This window comes from Thermogemmata fonticola (assembly GCF_013694095.1).
Taxonomy (GTDB): Bacteria; Planctomycetota; Planctomycetia; order Gemmatales; family Gemmataceae; genus Thermogemmata; species Thermogemmata fonticola.
In genome coordinates this window covers 409,572-426,209 of record NZ_JACEFB010000001.1, presented here as the reverse complement: position 1 = coordinate 426,209, position 16,638 = coordinate 409,572, and the positions used below count along the sequence as shown (strand labels likewise).

The 16,638-nt window shown below is 60.9% G+C and carries 12 protein-coding genes; 8 read left to right on the top strand and 4 right to left on the bottom strand.

Annotation, left to right across the window (positions count from 1 at the left end; translation table 11 throughout):
- Nucleotides 1-3 precede the first annotated feature (3 nt).
- From flhB to H0921_RS01490, 3 genes are all read left to right on the top strand, one after another.
- Complete coding sequence (gene flhB / locus H0921_RS01500) at nt 4-1,101, top strand: flagellar biosynthesis protein FlhB (RefSeq protein WP_194536247.1); 1,098 nt, start codon at nt 4-6, stop codon at nt 1,099-1,101.
- A 197-nt stretch (nt 1,102-1,298) separates the two neighbouring features.
- Nucleotides 1,299-3,398, top strand: a complete 2,100-nt coding sequence (locus tag H0921_RS01495; RefSeq protein WP_194536246.1) for a flagellar biosynthesis protein FlhA — start codon at nt 1,299-1,301, stop codon at nt 3,396-3,398.
- 75 nt (nt 3,399-3,473) lie between these two features.
- Complete coding sequence (locus H0921_RS01490; protein WP_228498890.1) at nt 3,474-4,352, top strand: sigma-70 family RNA polymerase sigma factor; 879 nt, start codon at nt 3,474-3,476, stop codon at nt 4,350-4,352.
- A 50-nt stretch (nt 4,353-4,402) separates the two neighbouring features.
- On the opposite strand, the gene H0921_RS01485 is transcribed toward H0921_RS01490, so the two are convergent.
- The 4 genes from H0921_RS01485 to H0921_RS01470 all read right to left on the bottom strand — a co-directional run bounded on the left by H0921_RS01485 (nt 4,403) and on the right by H0921_RS01470 (nt 10,855).
- The gene (locus H0921_RS01485; protein ID WP_194536245.1) at nt 4,403-7,087 is read right to left on the bottom strand and encodes an AMP-binding protein; all 2,685 of its coding nucleotides are present in this window, start codon (nt 7,085-7,087) and stop codon (nt 4,403-4,405) included.
- A gap of 233 nt (nt 7,088-7,320) precedes the next feature.
- On the bottom strand, nt 7,321-7,758 hold the full coding sequence (locus H0921_RS01480; RefSeq protein ID WP_194536244.1) for a YidH family protein: 438 nt from the start codon (nt 7,756-7,758) through the stop codon (nt 7,321-7,323).
- A 26-nt stretch (nt 7,759-7,784) separates the two neighbouring features.
- A complete protein-coding gene (gnd, locus tag H0921_RS01475; RefSeq protein WP_194536243.1) occupies nt 7,785-9,269 on the bottom strand; it encodes a decarboxylating NADP(+)-dependent phosphogluconate dehydrogenase in 1,485 nt (494 codons plus the stop codon).
- Nucleotides 9,270-9,490: 221 nt separating this feature from the next.
- Nucleotides 9,491-10,855, bottom strand: a complete 1,365-nt coding sequence (locus H0921_RS01470; RefSeq protein WP_194536242.1) for a mandelate racemase/muconate lactonizing enzyme family protein — start codon at nt 10,853-10,855, stop codon at nt 9,491-9,493.
- A 102-nt stretch (nt 10,856-10,957) separates the two neighbouring features.
- Between H0921_RS01470 and H0921_RS01465 the strand changes: the two genes are divergently transcribed.
- The 5 genes from H0921_RS01465 to H0921_RS01445 all read left to right on the top strand — a co-directional run bounded on the left by H0921_RS01465 (nt 10,958) and on the right by H0921_RS01445 (nt 16,541).
- Nucleotides 10,958-11,722: a class I SAM-dependent methyltransferase gene (locus tag H0921_RS01465; protein WP_194536241.1), complete on the top strand. Its 765-nt coding sequence runs from the start codon at nt 10,958-10,960 to the stop codon at nt 11,720-11,722.
- Between the two features lie 771 nt (nt 11,723-12,493).
- Nucleotides 12,494-12,829 (top strand): 50S ribosomal protein L21, encoded by a 336-nt coding sequence (gene rplU / locus H0921_RS01460; RefSeq protein ID WP_194536240.1) that lies wholly within the window; start codon nt 12,494-12,496, stop codon nt 12,827-12,829.
- Nucleotides 12,830-12,999: 170 nt separating this feature from the next.
- A complete protein-coding gene (locus tag H0921_RS01455) occupies nt 13,000-13,902 on the top strand; it encodes an MBL fold metallo-hydrolase (RefSeq protein WP_315851821.1) in 903 nt (300 codons plus the stop codon).
- Nucleotides 13,903-14,042: 140 nt separating this feature from the next.
- Nucleotides 14,043-15,179 carry an ABC transporter permease gene (locus H0921_RS01450; RefSeq protein WP_194536239.1) on the top strand — a complete coding sequence of 379 codons (1,137 nt, stop codon included), beginning with the start codon at nt 14,043-14,045 and terminating at the stop codon, nt 15,177-15,179.
- A 270-nt stretch (nt 15,180-15,449) separates the two neighbouring features.
- Nucleotides 15,450-16,541, top strand: a complete 1,092-nt coding sequence (locus tag H0921_RS01445) for an HlyD family secretion protein (protein WP_194536238.1) — start codon at nt 15,450-15,452, stop codon at nt 16,539-16,541.
- The last annotated feature ends 97 nt before the right edge of the window (nt 16,542-16,638 follow it).

Below are 16,638 nucleotides of genomic sequence, written 5' to 3'. Positions count from 1 at the left end.
GCGGTGGCGGAAGAAATCCTGGACCCGGAATCGCGTACGGAAGAACCGACGCCTCGACGGCGCGAAGAAGCCCGGCGGCAGGGATTGGTCCCCTTCAGTGCGGAGCTAGCCGGCAGTTTGGTGCTCTTGGGAGGCATCCTCGGCTTGCGTTATCTCGGCCCAGCGATCGGCGACGGCCTGCTAGGAATTGTCCGCCATGACCTGCGTTGGCCGACAGTGACAGAACCCTGGGACGCCTCCGCGGCGCAAGCCTTGCTGCTGCGGACTTTCATTCAGGCGGTGGGATTGCTCTTGCCATTGGCAGGACTGCTGCTCGTAATCGGGGTGGCGGCCAGCGTGGTGCAAGTCGGCTTCCAGATCAACACGGAAAAACTGGCCCCGGATTTCGACAAGCTCAACCCCGCGAAAGGGCTTCAGCGCTTATTTTCTCTTACGGCTCTAGTGCGCGGGTTGCTGACTTTACTGAAAGTGGCTGCTCTGATCGCCATCGCGTATTGGCTGCTCGCCGGGGATTGGGGACGGATCAGCAGCTTGTGGCAAAGGCCGCTGGAGTGGTCGGTGATTGCGGTGTGGCGGATGGTCCAGCAACTGGCGCTCGTTTTGGCAACGGCAGTGGCCCTGATCGCGGTGGTGGATTATCTGTATCAGCGCCGGCGGTTCGAGTTGTCGCTGCGGATGACACGGGAGGAGGTCAAGCGAGAACTTCGTGAGGAAGAGGGCGATCCGCAGATCAAAGCCCGCATGCGGCAGATGCAGCGAGAGCGTGCCCGGCGACGTATGCTGGCTGAAGTGCCCAAGGCCACGGTGGTCATCACGAATCCGCTGCATGTAGCCGTCGCCTTGCGATATGACCCGGAGCGCGACACCGCCCCCGTAGTGCTAGCCCGCGGAAGGGGACGGTGGGCGGAAGTCATCCGGGAGGTGGCCCGGCGGCACAATGTTCCCATCCTCTCCCGGCCGCCTTTGGCTCGCGCCTTATTCCAAGCCGTCCGGGAAGGGCAGATGATCCCCGTGGCCCTCTTCCATGCCGTAGCCGAAGTGCTGGCCTTCCTGTACCGCCTGCGTGGGTTGGGAGGGGGCGCGACCCCCTCCGCCCCCTGAGAGGGACGGTAAACCCCGATTGGAGAACAAACAGCCCCGGCTGAATGCGATTCTGTTCCCACAGGATTTTTGCTACTCTCAGCAGACAGGAAGAGACAGAAATTATGGGAATTGATGAAAAACGGCTGCCCTTGAGGCTTGGCGCGCACTAAATCATGGTGTCGCCGTAATGCGACAGTCGGCACGAATGGAGTCCCATGGCCAACGCAGCACCCCCGACAACGGCTGGTACCCTTCTGCAACGCAGTGAAATGCTGCTGTCCCTCGCCCTGCTGGGACTTCTCGTCATCTTCCTGGTCCCCTTGCCGACGCTCCTTCTCGATATGCTCTTGGCCCTCAACCTGGGAGCGACGATCCTGCTGCTTTTGGTCACCCTAACGGTTCGGCAGCCCTTGGAGTTCTCCACCTTCCCTTCGCTGCTCTTGTTGTTGACCCTGTATCGCTTGGCCCTCAACGTGGCGACCACCCGCTTGATCTTGCTGCATGCCTACGCCGGGGAGATAGTTCTGGCTTTCGGGCAGTTTGTTGTCGGCGGGAGTCTGGTCGTCGGCCTGGTCATTTTCTTGATTTTGATCGTGATCCAGTTCGTGGTGATCACGAAGGGTGCGGCACGCGTGTCGGAAGTGGCGGCGCGCTTCACCTTGGATGCCATGCCGGGCAAACAGATGGCCATTGACGCGGAGTTGAACGCGGGAATCATCGACGAGACGGAGGCCCGGCGGCGGCGGCAGGCCTTGGTGCGCGAAAGCGAGTTTTACGGCACGATGGATGGGGCAAGCCGCTTTGTGCGGGGAGATGCGATTGCCGCCATCATCATCACAGCGGTCAATCTCATTGGCGGCCTGATCATCGGTTTGACGCAAGGAATGCCGCTGGCGGAAGCTGTCCGGACCTATTCGATCCTGACGATTGGTGATGGCTTGATCACGCAGATTCCGGCCCTGATCACAGCTACGGCGGCGGGGATTTTGGTGACCAAAGCTACGAGCGATAGCAGCCTCGGTCAGGAGATCGGCTCGCAGATTCGCGCCTCAGCGGCGCCCTTGCGATTGGGGTCATTCATTCTGCTGGGTCTGTCGCTCATGCCCGGTTTGCCGACGATTCCCTTCATTCTCTTAGGCACAGGTTTATACCTGCTTTCACGGCAATGGGCGGCTTCCACGCCGGCTCCACCCGCCGCTGGTCCGCCCAGTGGTGGAGGTCCCCAAGCGGCTCCGGCCGCACCGCCGCGGTCCCCAACGGAAGCGTTCGTCGAAGAGTTTTTGCAGACGGATAGGCTGGCCTTGGAAATCGGCCCTGGCCTAATACCTCTCGTCATGGCGCGGCGTGGACCGGGCTTGGTGGAACGAATCGGAGCACTCCGGCGCGACTTGGCCCGGCAAAGCGGGCTATGGGTCCCCGCGGTGCGACTGCGGGACAATCTCCAACTGCCGCCGACCACTTATCGCATTTTGCTCAATGGCCGGGAAGTAGCCCATGCGGAACTGCGCCCAGACATGTGGCTGGCGATCGATCCAGGAGGAACACCCAAGCCGCCCCTCCTGGGCGAGGAAGCCCGCGAGCCAGTTTTCGGCCTACCGGCCCGTTGGATCAGCGATACGGAGCGCCCGCGGGCGGAAGCTGCTGGCTATACCGTCGTCGATGCTGCCAGCGTGCTGATCACCCATCTCGGAGAAATCGTCCGCCGGCACGCCGGAGAATTGCTCAGCCGGGAAGACCTCAAAACCATGCTCGACAAGGTCCGTGAAAGCAGTCCTGCTGTCGTGGATGAGTTGATTCCGACCATCCTGACGATGGGCACGGTGCATCGCGTCCTCATGCTGCTGTTGCAGGAGCGGGTTCCGATCTCGAATCTGCCGCGGATTCTGGAAAGTTTGGCAACCCACGCCGTGGCCACGAAAGACCCGGTGGAACTGGCCGAACGGGTCCGCGTCGATATTGGCCGGGCCGTGGTCGATCGCTTCCGGGACAGCAGCGGCCGTATCCGCGTGCTGATTTTGGACCCTCGTGTGGAAGTGGAATTGCGGCGATCTCTCCAAGGCCAGCAATTGCTGCTCGATCCGCAACGCCTGGAGCGCCTGACTTTGAAATTGGCGGCGGAGTGGCGTCAAGCTCTGGCCCGCGGTCTGGAAGTGGCCCTGCTTTGTGATGCAAGTTTACGCCGCCCTCTCCGCCAGGCCCTCGTCCGCTCGCTGCCAGACTTGGCCGTCATCGCCTACCAGGAAATCCCGGCGGATATCCTCATGGAACCGGTAGCGGTGATTCGTCCGGAAGATATTGGGACGGGTGGCGGATGAGAAGCCAGCCCGTACCCCCTGCGATCTGAAGTATTCAGCCAAGGATGGCATCGACCTCTTGCCCATGGATCCTCGATGCCGAGTATGCCAGCCATGACTCACACCCCGGAGATGCCCCTCGTGCCAGCGCCCTGCGAAACTGCAGCTTTTCCCTGCGAAGCCGCCGCCTCTCCCACGGAAGCTGCTACTTCCGCCCATCTCTACCAGCGCCAGATGGATCAGCAGCGGCGTGAGCAACTCATCCTTCAACATTTGCCCCTAGTCAAACATGTGATCGGCCGCATGATCGGAGAGTTGCCAGAGTATGTCGATGTGGAAAACCTGGAGTCGGCCGGGGTGCTGGGATTGGTGGAAGCGGCCAACAAGTTCGACCCCTCGCGCAATGCCCAATTCAAGACGTTTGCCTACATTCGCATCCGCGGGGCCATTGTGGATGAGTTGCGCCGCAACAGCCCGCTGCCTCAACATGTGTTAGCGCGGATTGCTCTGGTCCGGCGGGCCTATCGCAGCCTGCCTGCTCCGGTGACCGTCGCCGCCTTGGCCGCCGCCACGGGTCTGAGCGAGGATGAAGTGGCCGACACGCTCGCCGCGGAACGCTTCAGCCGCATGGTATCCTGGGAACAGACGCGGGAAAGCGGCGGTCCGGATCCGCTGGCTCCTGCTGCTGCACCTTATGAGGATTCCGAACGCGAAGAGGTCCTCCAGCATCTCAGTGAAGCCATCGAATCGCTTCCTCCGAAAGAGCGTCTCGCCGTCACTCTGTACTACCGTGAAGACTTGCGTCTGCGGGAGATCAGCGCCGTCATGGGTCTGTCCCCCTCGCGGATCTCTCGCCTCCTGAGCAAGGCGCTCTTCGAGTTGGGCGAAAAGCTCCGCCACCGTCTCGGTTATGACCCTTCGGAATGTTCTCCTTCGTGGTCTTGCGATCTGGCGGCTCCGAACCTTTGCGACTGAGCTTTTTCCGCCACTCGCGCGAACCCCTCAAGCCCCCGACGGGATGTAAGCTACAGGGAGATTCTAGCCGTTTGGGGGATTTCGGCTTCCAAACAGCGGCGGAGGACTTTGTAATCGGTCTTGCCCGTGCCCAAGACGGGAAGTTTGTCGAGTCGGCGGACTTCATCCAAGCGATACAGGCCTCGAAATCCCTCCTCTTGCAAAATGGCGTTGGCTTCCTGCAGGGTCAAGGGTTCGGTCGTGAACAGGACGATGCGGCGCCCTTCGGGAGTTTCGATGCCCTCGACGGCAGCGCGCGGACCATCAGGTGTGGGAGGGAAGCGCTTGCTGAACGGCTCTTCGAGAGCGGGCAGTGAAATCATTTCCCCACCCACTTTGAGGAAGCGCTTAAGTCGGCCGTGGAAGATGAGAAAGCCGTCATCGGTCTGTTCGGCCAAGTCGCCGGTGTTGTACCAGCGCTTGCCGTCCTGATAGAGAAATGGCGAAGCCGTGTCATCCCCCAAGTAACCGGGGAAGACGATGGGGCCGGCAACTAACAGCAGGCCACGGTGCTGTGGAGGCAGCAGTTCGTGCGTCTCGGGGTCCACAATCCGCACGGAGATACCCGGCAGCGGCTCGCCAATGGTACCCGGACGCACCCGGCCCGGCCGATTGACACTGACCACAGGGGAGCATTCGGTCACGCCATAGCCTTCGAGTAACTGGGCGTTCGGGGCTAGGTGCCGCACCCGGTCAAACAGGTGAAGCGGACATTTTTCTGCTCCCACGATGATAAGCTGGAGGGATTCCAAATCGCCAGGCTTGGCCCGGTCGAGCAGAAAGCTCAGGAAGGTGGGAGTGGTGGCGATGATGGAGGGGCGATACGTGGCGATTTTGCGAACCAAGGCCGTGGCATCGGTGGGGTCCGGGTGGTGCACGATCCGTACTGCCACGAACAGCGGAAGCAACCCCGTGATGGTGAAGCCGAAACTGTGAAACATCGGGAGAAAACCGAGGGCACTGTGCCGGCGGTGGAGTTGAAGCGCTTCCAAGCAGGCTCGCTGGTCGGAGAGGATATTCCGGTGCGTCAGCGGCACGGCTTTCGGGGCTTTTTCACTACCGCTGGTGAAAAGAATGACGGCTGTCTGTTCCGGATCGAGCGATTGGGGAGGCAAGCTCATGTGGAGGCGGCGATGATACCACTGCGGCAGCAGCCGAACTGCCAGCAAGCGCGCCCACAATTCATAGCGGCTGATGCTAGCTCGGATATCTTCCAAATAGAGCCATTCGATGCCCGGAATCTCCACGGAGACGCGTTCGAGAAACAAGCGGGAGGTGACCACCTGACGGAGGCCCGTCAGCCGGACGGCGTGGCCCAAAGCGGCAGGACCCGTGGTCCAGTTGAGCAAAACCGGCACTTTGCCCGCCAGGTACAAGCCCAGAATGGCCAGATCGCATCCCACAGAGGCCGGGAGGAGCAAGCCCACGCGCTGTTCGGGCAAGAGGCGGAAGCGCGCCGATAAGGCGCTCGCCCCCACAAGGAGCCTTTCATAGGTCAACACGCCGGCGCGGTCATCCGCGACGATCACTTCCCGGCGGCGCTGAAACGCCTGATGCAAGAAGGCCTCGGCGATCGTTTCGCCCAGGATGGACAGCCGGGTGTCATCGACAATGGGCGTGAACCACGGCGGCGGGGCGGGCGGAGGCGGCGGCTGCTCCTGTAATCCCTCGGCGATTGCCCACAATTCCCCCAGCGTACCCGGCAGCCCTCCGCTGCTGTGACCGGTGATTCGTTCGACCTTGAGGGTGATCTCCGCGACATCGAGGCTGTCGATTCCCAGTTCCAGGAAAGTGGTTTGGGGCTGGTTTTCCGCCTCCGTCAGAGGGCGTTTGAGTTTTTCCTCCACGACTTGGGCGACGAGGACGCGTGTGGGGGGCCGGATGGCATCCCAGTCGAAGGAGGGCGAGGAAACAGGGGCAGGGAAGGTATGCGTGCGCGGCCCAAAGAGGAAGTGATAGGGGACAAACGTCGGTTCTTCCCGCTCCACATCGGCATTGTACCAAGCTTGCAGCCAAGGGTTGAGGCGTTCGCGCACCGGTTCCGGGCGTTCTTCGGGTAGGAAGGCTTCGAGGGTGACGGTGACCTTGCGCCGCGGTGCCAGCACAAACAGATTGGCTAGCCACAAGAGGAAAGCCTTGAGTATCGCAGCAAACAGCCGGGGCTGGCCATTGGCCCAACTGAACATGCTGCCCCACAGGCCCCGTGTGCGCACCAGAACGACCGTGACCTGCGGCACAGCGGCCAGCACCTCAGCCGCTAGGCGCGCGCCGCCAATCCACTCCCGCCCGTCGCGGGACAGACGCCCGCTCGGCCAGAGGATGACACTCTCCCCCCGTTGCAGGGAAGCGATGATCTCCGCCTTGGCGGCCTCGATCCGCTCTCGATCCGCCGGCGTGGGCCGCTGAAAATCCGGAATCGAAATCCCCCGAAAGATCCAGCGGAAGGGGGCCAGCAGCGGATGGCGGAAAATGGAGTCCAGGAGCACCGGGCGCATGCGGAATGCGGGCCAAAGATGGGCTATCAGATTCGGCGGATCGGCGTAGGCGGGATGGTTGGGCAGGATCAAATACGGCCCCGGCTTGCGCAACACTTCGTCCAACCCCACCAGGCGGACCCGATACCGGCAGGCCAACAGCAGGCGCAGCACGAGCCAGACCGCCCATTGCAGCATGCGTAATAGCCAACGGCCGTACATGGGAAAGACTCCTGGGGAAAATCCGCCGCTTGCAGCATAACGGAAGGCAGCCGCTTCCGCCAGCAATATCAGATGGAAGAGGCCGGCGGGCGCTCCGTCGGGATGCCGACTCCCCTGGGTTCTCGCCTTCCCCTCGGACAATACGGGCGGTTTTCCCCGTGGTTCCGCGAACAATAACTCCGGGGACGAAGGGCCGGATGGCTGGCAACGGTTCGACCTTCAGCATCGCCGCCTCAAGCGACCAGGATGACCGCTAGGGCCACACCGGCGAGCGCCAGGCCGTAACCCAGGAACAAGGCCGGTTCCTGCCGGTAGTGTTCGGGCAGCTCGTTTTCGGGCAGATGGCGGCAGAAGCGAGCGTGTTGCCAGGTCGCCACTCCTGAGGCCGCCGCTCCCAGCAGCGCCAGAGTTACCCCGATCAGGGCATACCAGGAATGCTCGCCGGACGGTGGATGGGCGCGGACGAGTTGCAAGAACAGTCCAAAACGAGCGACGACAAATCCCATACCAATGAGTCCCAAAGCGGTGCGAACCCAGGCCAATAGCGTCCGCTCGGCAGCGAAAAAGACGCGGGGGTCCCGCACAGGGGTGTGATGTTCCCCCTCATCGGAATTGGGAAATGGACCGCTCGGAGGCGGTATTCCTCCCGCTTCGGGATAACCTGAAGACATAGCGCGGCCATCCGCGGAATAGCGTATTACACCGTATAGCTGCCGCTGGTGGTGGTGCCGCCTTGGCCGGTCCAATTGGTATGGAAGAACTGCCCGCGGGGCTTGTCCACTCGCTCGTAGGTGTGGGCACCGAAGTAATCCCGTTGAGCTTGCAGCAGGTTGGCGGGCAGCCAAGCGCTGCGGTAGCCATCGTAGTACGCCAGGGCACTGGCCATCGCGGGGACGGGAATCCCTTCTTGCACCGCCCGGCTGACCACCCGGCGCCAGCCGTGCTGCGCACGTCCCAATTCTCCGGCAAAATATGGGTCCAGCACCAGGTTCACGAGTTTCGGATTGCGGTCGAAGGCTTCCTTAATCCGGCTCAGAAATACACTGCGGATGATGCAGCCGCCGCGCCAGAGCATGGCGATTCCGCCATAATTCAAGTCCCATCCGCTGGCCTGGGCCTGGGCCTTCATCAAGGCGAAGCCCTGAGCGTAGCTGATGATCTTGCTGGCATACAGGGCCATTTCCACGTCTGCGATCCACTCCTCCCGTTCACTCACTCGCCGCGGTGACGGTCCCGCCAGCACCTGACTGGCCTGTACCCGCTGCTCCTTGAGGGCTGACAAACAGCGGGCAAACACCGCTTCCGCGATCAACGTCAGAGGAACGCTGTTATCCGTCGCGGCATCCACCGTCCATTTGCCGGTCCCCTTTTGGCCCGCGGCATCCAAAATGACTTCCACCAGCGGCTTGCCCGTCTCCGCATCCACGTGCTGGAAGATGTTCGCTGTGATCTCGATCAGATAGCTATCCAGCACGCCCTGGTTCCAGCGGGCATAGACTTGATGCAGCTCCGGCGCGGTTAGCCCCAGCATTTCCTTGAGCACATGGTACGACTCGCCGATCAGTTGCATATCGCCGTATTCGATGCCATTGTGTACCATCTTGACGAAGTGGCCGGCTCCGCCCGGACCCACCCAGTCGCAGCAGGGCACTTCCCGTCCGTCCGTGTCGCGCACCTTGGCGGCGATCGCCTGGAAAATCGGCTGAACTTCCGGCCAGGCACTGGCATCTCCGCCGGGCATGATGCTCGGTCCGCGCAAGGCGCCTTCCTCACCGCCGGACACCCCCGTGCCAATGTAGCGAATCCCACGGGCGGCTAATGCTTGCAACCGGCGTTCGGTGTCCCGAAAGTGGGTATTGCCGCCGTCGATGAGAATGTCCCCTGGTTCCAGATACGGCACGATCGCGGCAATGGTGTCATCCACCGCCTGCCCGGCTTTCACCAGCATCATGACCTTGCGGGGCCGCTTCAAAACGGCAGCCAATTCCTGGGGCGAATGCGTGCCGATGATCCGCTTCCCCTTTCCCCGTCCGGCGAGGAACTCATCCACCCGGCTCGTCGTGCGGTTGTACACCGCCACGGTGTAACCCCGTGACTCAATGTTCAGTACCAGATTCTCACCCATCACGGCCAAACCGATCAGACCAATGTCCGCCAATCCTGTGTTTGTCGTTGTCGCCATTGCCGTGCATCCCTTTGGGACTGAAGTCGATCTGCCGCCGCTTGGACCTGTTCTCGCGGCATTGCACCTTGTGCTTAGATTGGCATTCTAGAAAAAGGAGCACACGTGTCCGCGAGCGGGGCCGGTAGCCGCGCCTCCCAACTGGACCAGGCCCTCGTGGCTTTTTCCTAACTCGACATAGCCGGGAGTGTCCTTGTTCCGTGAGGGAAGGGCGTGCTATTTTACTCCATCGGCGGAACCGCTCCCAATCCCGGCCCGGTGAGAATGCCGGTGTTCATCACGCCCTGCCGGATGGTGAAGACGCCGGGGAAGCGTTCTTCCCACGCCCGGTTTGCTGCCGGGACGTACTGACGGCTGTTGGCTTCGATGGCTGCCACGCCGGGAATGTGGGCGGCGAGACCCGCCGATTGGATGAGCGAGGCCCCCGGACAGGTCAAGTCCTGCACACAGCGGAACAGACCGTACTTTTGGGCCGCCGCTGCCAGCAACAGCGTGGACGATTGCCCCTTGCAGGCCTTGAATGCCACCCCCGTGTATCCCATCTCCCGCGCCAAATGTAGGGATTCGATGTCCGTGAGCGATTCATCAATCACCACCGGCTTGAGCCGAGCCGCGGCATGCATCTTGTTCTCCGGATGGGCCTTGAGGTCGCGGGCCGTCGGCTGCTCGATGTACTGAATCCTTGCGTAAGCCGCCGGGGAACGCCCCTGCACCCGATGCAAAAACTCCAACAGATAGTCCACCGTCTGGCATCGTTCATTGAAATCCAGCGAGTAATACCAGCGTTCCACACCCTGCCGCTTTTGCACTTCCTCCGCCACCGCATTCACGGAAAGTACCCGCTCCACATCCCAGCCCAAGTCATCGCCGTTGAGTTTGATCTTCAGATGCGTTAGGCCGTCCCGCTCGATCCACTCTCCCAGATGTTCCGGCAAGCCATCGCCGACCGGCTGGCGGACCTCAGCGGGTGTCAACGGGTCCAGGGCGCCCACAAGGTGATACAACGGCATGACCGCCTTCGGCACCGGCTCGATGTATTGCTCCAGCCACTCACCCGTGAACTCCTCCCCTAGATAGTGACTGAGATCATTGTGGAGAAACTCGCGGGTGTAGGTTTGGTAGCAATTGCGGCCGTGGAGCTTGCCGTAGGCATCATGCAAGGCGGCGTCGAAGGCCGAAGCCACCACCAGGGCGGCCAGCTTGGGCACCGGTTCGCTCAGGCGGGCCAAGCGGGCATAATCTTCCCCCGGCAGGTAGTAGCGCGGCTCCAGTTCCTCAATGATGTCAATCGGATGTCCATACAAACCGGACATGCGGAACGGACCGATCAGCCGCTCCGCGATGTATTTCATACCGGCGAGGGTCTGATCATAGCTCAACTGCCGGCTGGGCCAGGCCCAGATATTTCCCAAAGGCATGGAACCAAAACCGACGGCGCGCCGACCCGTCGCCCCTTCGACCGTCATGGTCACATTCAGGAGGGTTACCTTGTCCAGCGTCATCCCTCCGAATTTGATCGGCGTCCGGTACGTGTAATCCTCGTAGCTGATGGCCACATCGCGGATCGTGATGTCGGTGGACCGCATGGTTAAGCCCTCACCTTCGCCACGGGTAACTGCCACAGGTGTCAGCGTACCGTATGCTTCCAGTATGGCCACACGGGCGGCCAACACCAAGGACCATTTCCTATGACTCTCCCAGATTGGCAACTGCCGCCTGGCGTCGATCGGGGTTTGTGGGATTATCTTCACGCCGAGGATATGGTCCGCAGTTACGACGAGCAAGTCCTGGCTTCGCCGCTGGCTGCTGCCGATCTGGCTTTCTGCGAGCGCCACTTTCCTCAACCGGGTCGATTACTGGACCTCGGCTGTGGGACCGGCCGTTTATGTCGGCACTTTGCCGCCAGGGGATTCGATTGCCTGGGTGTGGATTTATCCCCCGTCATGCTGGAAGCGGCGAGCCAAAGCACTCCCCCGCCGCTCGCGGGCCGGTTGCACTGGCTGCTCGCCAACATCGTCGAACCGCTCCCCCTGGCTGACCATTCCTTCGACTTCATCGCCTGCCTCTATAGCACTCTAGGCATGATCCGGGGGCCAGAACATCGTGTTGCTGTGCTACGGAACATCCGCCGTTTGCTCCGCCCGGAGGGCTGCGCCGTTTTGCATGTCCATCATCGCTATTTTCGCGGTTTGGGATACCGCCAAATCGTGCGGCAATGGTTCTTGACACAGCTTGGACATCCTCAAGCCGGTGACATTACCATGCCACAAGCTTATGCGGGAGCGCCCCTGACCCTCCACCACTTTACTGCCTCGGAAATCCGCGAGCTTGTCCATCAGCAAGGTTTCTCCATCACGGAATGGCTCGCTGTGGACGAGCAAGGCCAACCCGCCCGCGGCCTGCGCATCTACGGCTGGCTAATCGCCCTCCGCCACAATACCCCTGCGGATTGAATCGCACCCCCACGGACAGCAGGAGGTGGTACCTCTCTCGGTCTCGCCTTCTCGCTTGTCCCGCGCCTTTCCTCCGAGCTTGCTTCTGAGCCGACCTGCTGAGTCCTTGCCGACCGGATTGTCCTGAAAGCTGCCCTCCCTGGTCTGGCCTCAGCTCCACTTCGCCCAGCCACAATGACCTTGCTTTCCCGGCCCAAAGCCGCCATCCGGGAGGGGGGCACGAAAATTTTGGAAAAATTTTTTTGACTTCTCGCATTTTATGGTACATATTATCAGTAATCGGTCACTGCACGGGAAACGGCCCAGGCGGAGACCGATGGGAAGTTTCGGAAGGCAAATGGGGAGCTGAGCGATGAAGTGCAGCAAAACGGGTGAACGGCAACAGCGGCAAGACGGACGGGCTTGTGCCTATTTGACGTGGAGATACCAGCAGTGGAGCGATCGTCTGCGGATCGCGCGGATGGTTTTTCGAGAGAATCCATCCCTGTCAAGCTCGCCATCCGTCGGCCAGGTGTCGCCCACCGGACATGTACGCATGGATACATCTTAGAGCCTGCCAATGTGGTCCGAAATTGTGATTTGAACGTACAAACTGAAATAACATAAATTAGCTGTAACGGTCTCAGTTGCAGGTGCGATTTGGAAGAAGTTCACGGAATAGAGCGAGGAGGGGTGAGGCGGCAAGCGGCTGGTCAGGACAGTTCCTGTTCGCTAGAGTAACCGTTCCTAAAGGAAAAGGGGCCGGAAATATCGTGATGGGGAGAACGAGCCATGTATGCGATCGTGGAAGAAGGATCACGGCAACATCGAGCCGAGGCGGGGAGTATCCTGCATTTGGACGAGCGTCCCGTGGAAGTGGGCCAACGCCTGGAATTGACACGGGTGCTGCTCTTGCGAGACGAGAACGGCGCTGTGGTGGGACAGCCACTGGTCCCTGGAGCCAAAGTGGTGGTGGAAGTGCTCGGCGAAGACAAGGTGAAGACAGTGACGCAGAAGTTCCGCCGCCGCAAGGCTTCCAAGCGTCTCAAGGGCCACACCCAGCGGTATGTGCGGGTCAAGGTGGTGGAGATTGTCAAGCCTGGCAACGACACAGCGGCATCGGCATAGTCTTCTCCACTCGGTCCCGCGATGTGACATCCTCTGCTATACCGTCCGACAAGCTAAGCTGTCGGAATGGGGGAAGGGGAGCAGGGGATCGCCTCCGCGGTGAGGAGCGGCCCGGATGTTCCGATATTGGCCGGGGTGGATCGACAACAGATCGGTTGGGGAGAGAAGGGGTGTCCGCTTCGGATGCAGGAAACAACAGTGGTCAAGTTCCCCGCCGGGGTGCTGTGGAACGGCCGGTGGAGAACGCCCCGTACGTGACGATCACTCACGGCGGCCTGACAATTCAGGGTTGGTCGCGGGCGGCGGTGCAAAGCTACTGGCGGGTCTGCGAGCTGAACGTGGGGCTAGACTGTGGTGCGCAGCCGTGGGATTTCATGGGCACCCCCAACTGGTTCCTGACACACACCCACCTCGATCACATGGCGGCGTTGCCCGTGTACATCGCGCGCCGGCGCATGATGAAGATGGAACCCCCGCGCGTGTACGTGCCGCTCGAAATGTACGACGATGTCCGCCGCTTGCTTCTCGTCATGCAACGCCTGGATCGCGGCCGGCAGGCTGTCGAACTGCAAGGTGTGCAGGCCGGTGACGTCATCGAATTGAATCGCAACCATTTGGTGACGGTCCATCAGATGCAGCACACGGTCCCCAGCCGCGGCTACATCATTTGGGAAAGACGGAAAAAACTCAAGGAAGAGTACACGGGGCTGAGCGGCGAACAGATTCGGGATTTGCGTTACAGCGGGGTGGAGGTGACAAAGGAAGTCCGCATTCCCCTGGTGGCTTACACCGGCGATACAGCACCCGACGGCTTGGATGCTAACCCGGAGTTTTACGAGGCGAAAATCCTGATTACGGAATTGAGCTTCCTACGCGCGGGCCACCGGCGGGAAAAAATCCACAAATACGGCCATATGCACCTGGATGACATCGCCGAACGCGCCGAACGATTCCGCAACGAGTTGGTGATCCTCGGCCATTTTAGCACGCGCTATCATCCTCGCGAAGTGCGCCGGGTGTTGGAAGCCAAATTACCGGACGGGTTACGGCAACGCGTTCGCTTGTGTGTATAACCTGCCGCCAGACACCAGGTAGCAACCTCCGGCTTCACAAACTTCCGGCAAGTACACCGAAGGCGGGGAGTCATACACCGAATACAGCAGTTGAGTGAACACGCATTCTGGACCTGCAAATTCCTCAAGGGTGTGGCCTCGTGAGTTACGCCCTGACCACGATTTGGTACGAACGGCAACGCTTCCTACCGGCGATCCTGGCTGTCGCTTTCAGCGCGGTCTTGATTGCCCTGCAATCCGGAATCGTCTTGGGTCTGTTGACAATGATGTCGTTACCGGTGGATCGAGCGGCGGCGGATGTGTGGATCGGCTATCCTGGAGTGCGGAGTGTCGATTTGGGGCGTCCCATTCCCGAACGATGGTGGGTTCAAGTGGCCGGTCAACCCGGTGTGGTCCAAGTGGAACCCGTGATACTGGGTTTCTCATTGTGGACGCGTCCCGGATCCACGCCCGGCAGTACCGTGTCGGAGGTCTGTACTGTGATGGGGACGCGCTTGCATCCGCAGGGGATAGCTGTCGTAGAGGCATTACGGCAGAACACCGCCTTGCTCAGTCTGCTGAGTGAACCCGGCACAGTGGTGGTGGATGAGGCGGAGCTGGGACGCTTGGGAATCCGCGGAGTGGGTGAGTGGGCGGATGTGTACGGCGTACGCATTCGCGTGGTGGGTCTGGTTCGGGGATACAAGAGTCTAGGTGGCCCGTATGTGTTTTGTTCCCTGGAGACTGCCCGGCAACTGATGCGTTATCAGGAAGGGGACGCGACCTATTTGGTGGCCAAAGTCCACCCTCCCTCGGCAGCGCCGGAGGTGGCGCGGCGCTTGCAAAACGGGGGGCGAATGACGGCCTTGACCGCCGACGAGTTCTCCTTGCGTTCCCGTTGGCATTGGCTGGTTACGACGAAAGCCGGAATTGCCGTGGGCTTTACTGCACTTTTGGGTTTGTTGGTGGGAGCCGTCGTCACCAGCCAGACACTCTATGCGGCCACCGCAGCGAGCAAACGGGAATACTCCACCCTACGGGCGATGGGAATTCCCAAATGGCGCTTGCAACTGAGCGTGGTCATCCAATCTTTTTGGGTGGGATGTTTCGGTTTGCTCTTGGCAACGCCCATCACTTGGCTGCTGGCCGAGGGAGCCAATGCCCTAGGAACCTCGGTCCGCTGGCACCCCTGGATCATCGCCACGGCAGCGGGAGTGACTCTGTTCATGGCCTTGGGAGCAGGACTAGCCGCACTGCGATCCTTCCAGGGAGTGGACCCGGCCCACAACATCCGATAATCACGCCGCTGCAAGCGATGATCCACTCCCCTTGAACGGCATGGCGGGAATGCCCGTGCCGAGGTAAGGTGAGGGGTTCATCCACAAAATGGGTTATTCTCCAAGAGTCAGTGAGGCGGAGAACAATGCCGCTCCTACTGCGATATGCAGAAAGTCAAGGAAGAGGAAGGCCGACCAAACTCCAGAGGAGAAACGGAGGGGCGATGAGGAAGAAGGCGCCCGAGAGCCTACGCAGGATAGGTGGCACTAGAGCGAAGAGGAGACGGTGGGATGAACGAGGGAATGCGTCGTTGGCCGGGAGTGGGATGGTTCCTGCTGTTTGTGATGTTGGTGGCACCGCTATTGGCGCTCAGTTGGTGGCTGAGGTACGGTCGCCCTCCTGCAACGCCTTCGGAGTTGCCGGAATTAACCGTGGTTTGCTTGGGGCGTGTCGATGGCTTGCATCCGGTGGCCGCTCTGGATGTTCCCCTGCCGGGACGGGTCGCGGAAGTCTTTGTTTCCGAGGGACAGGAGGTCAAGCGGGGAACGCCTCTGTTGCAATTGGAGGATGAAGCTTACCGTCTGCGCGTTCGGGAAGCGGAAGCGGCCCGGACAGCCGCCGAACTGGAAAAGGAAGCGGCGGAGCAAGATCGCCGAGCCTGGCCTTATCGCCTTGCCGCTCAACAAACTGCCGTAGCAGCCGCTCGCGAACGCTATGAGGCTGCCCGCAAATTGCTGGAGGAAAAGCTCAAAGCGGGAAAACTCCAAATCATTGGAAGTGTGGAGCTGTTGATGGCGGAAAGCGAGGTGCGCCAAAGCCAAAAATTCCTGGAGGCAGAGGAATCCCGCTGGCGTGAAATGCAGGTAATCAATCCGGACTTGAAGGTCCGCCTCGCGGAAACCCGCTACCAGAGTGCCCAGATTGCTGTGCTCCAGGCGGAAAAAGCAGTGCGGGATTGTGTGCTGGTGGCGCCCAGTGATGGCGTAGTCTTGCGTGTTCAGGTGCAAAAAGGGGAAACAGTGGCGCCGGGTGGTCTGCAATCCGCCCTCCTGTTCCGTCCGGAAGGACCGCTGATCATCCGGGCGGAGTTGGAGCAGGAGTTCATCGGGCGCGTCCGGGAAGGCATGCCAGCTTGGATTCAAGACGATGCACGGGTCGATTCCCCGATCTGGAAGGGCCGAGTCTTGCGCGTGGCTCGATGGATTACCCGCAAGCGGACGGCTCCGGTTGAGCCGGGCGAGTGGAATGAGAGCCGAGTTGCCGAGTGTCTTATCAGTATCGAAGGCGACACCACAGGTCTGCTCATCGGTCAGCGCATGCGTGTGCACATCGGGGAAAACAGAGCTTATCTGGCCTCCTCTTCGCCCTCGAATCCCCGATAGCGACTTTATGTACACATAGATTGCAGCGGGCAGCCGCCTCGACTATACAAAAAGTGTGTTAGCACTCCGCAGGCCGGGGTACTGCATGGGAAGTGTA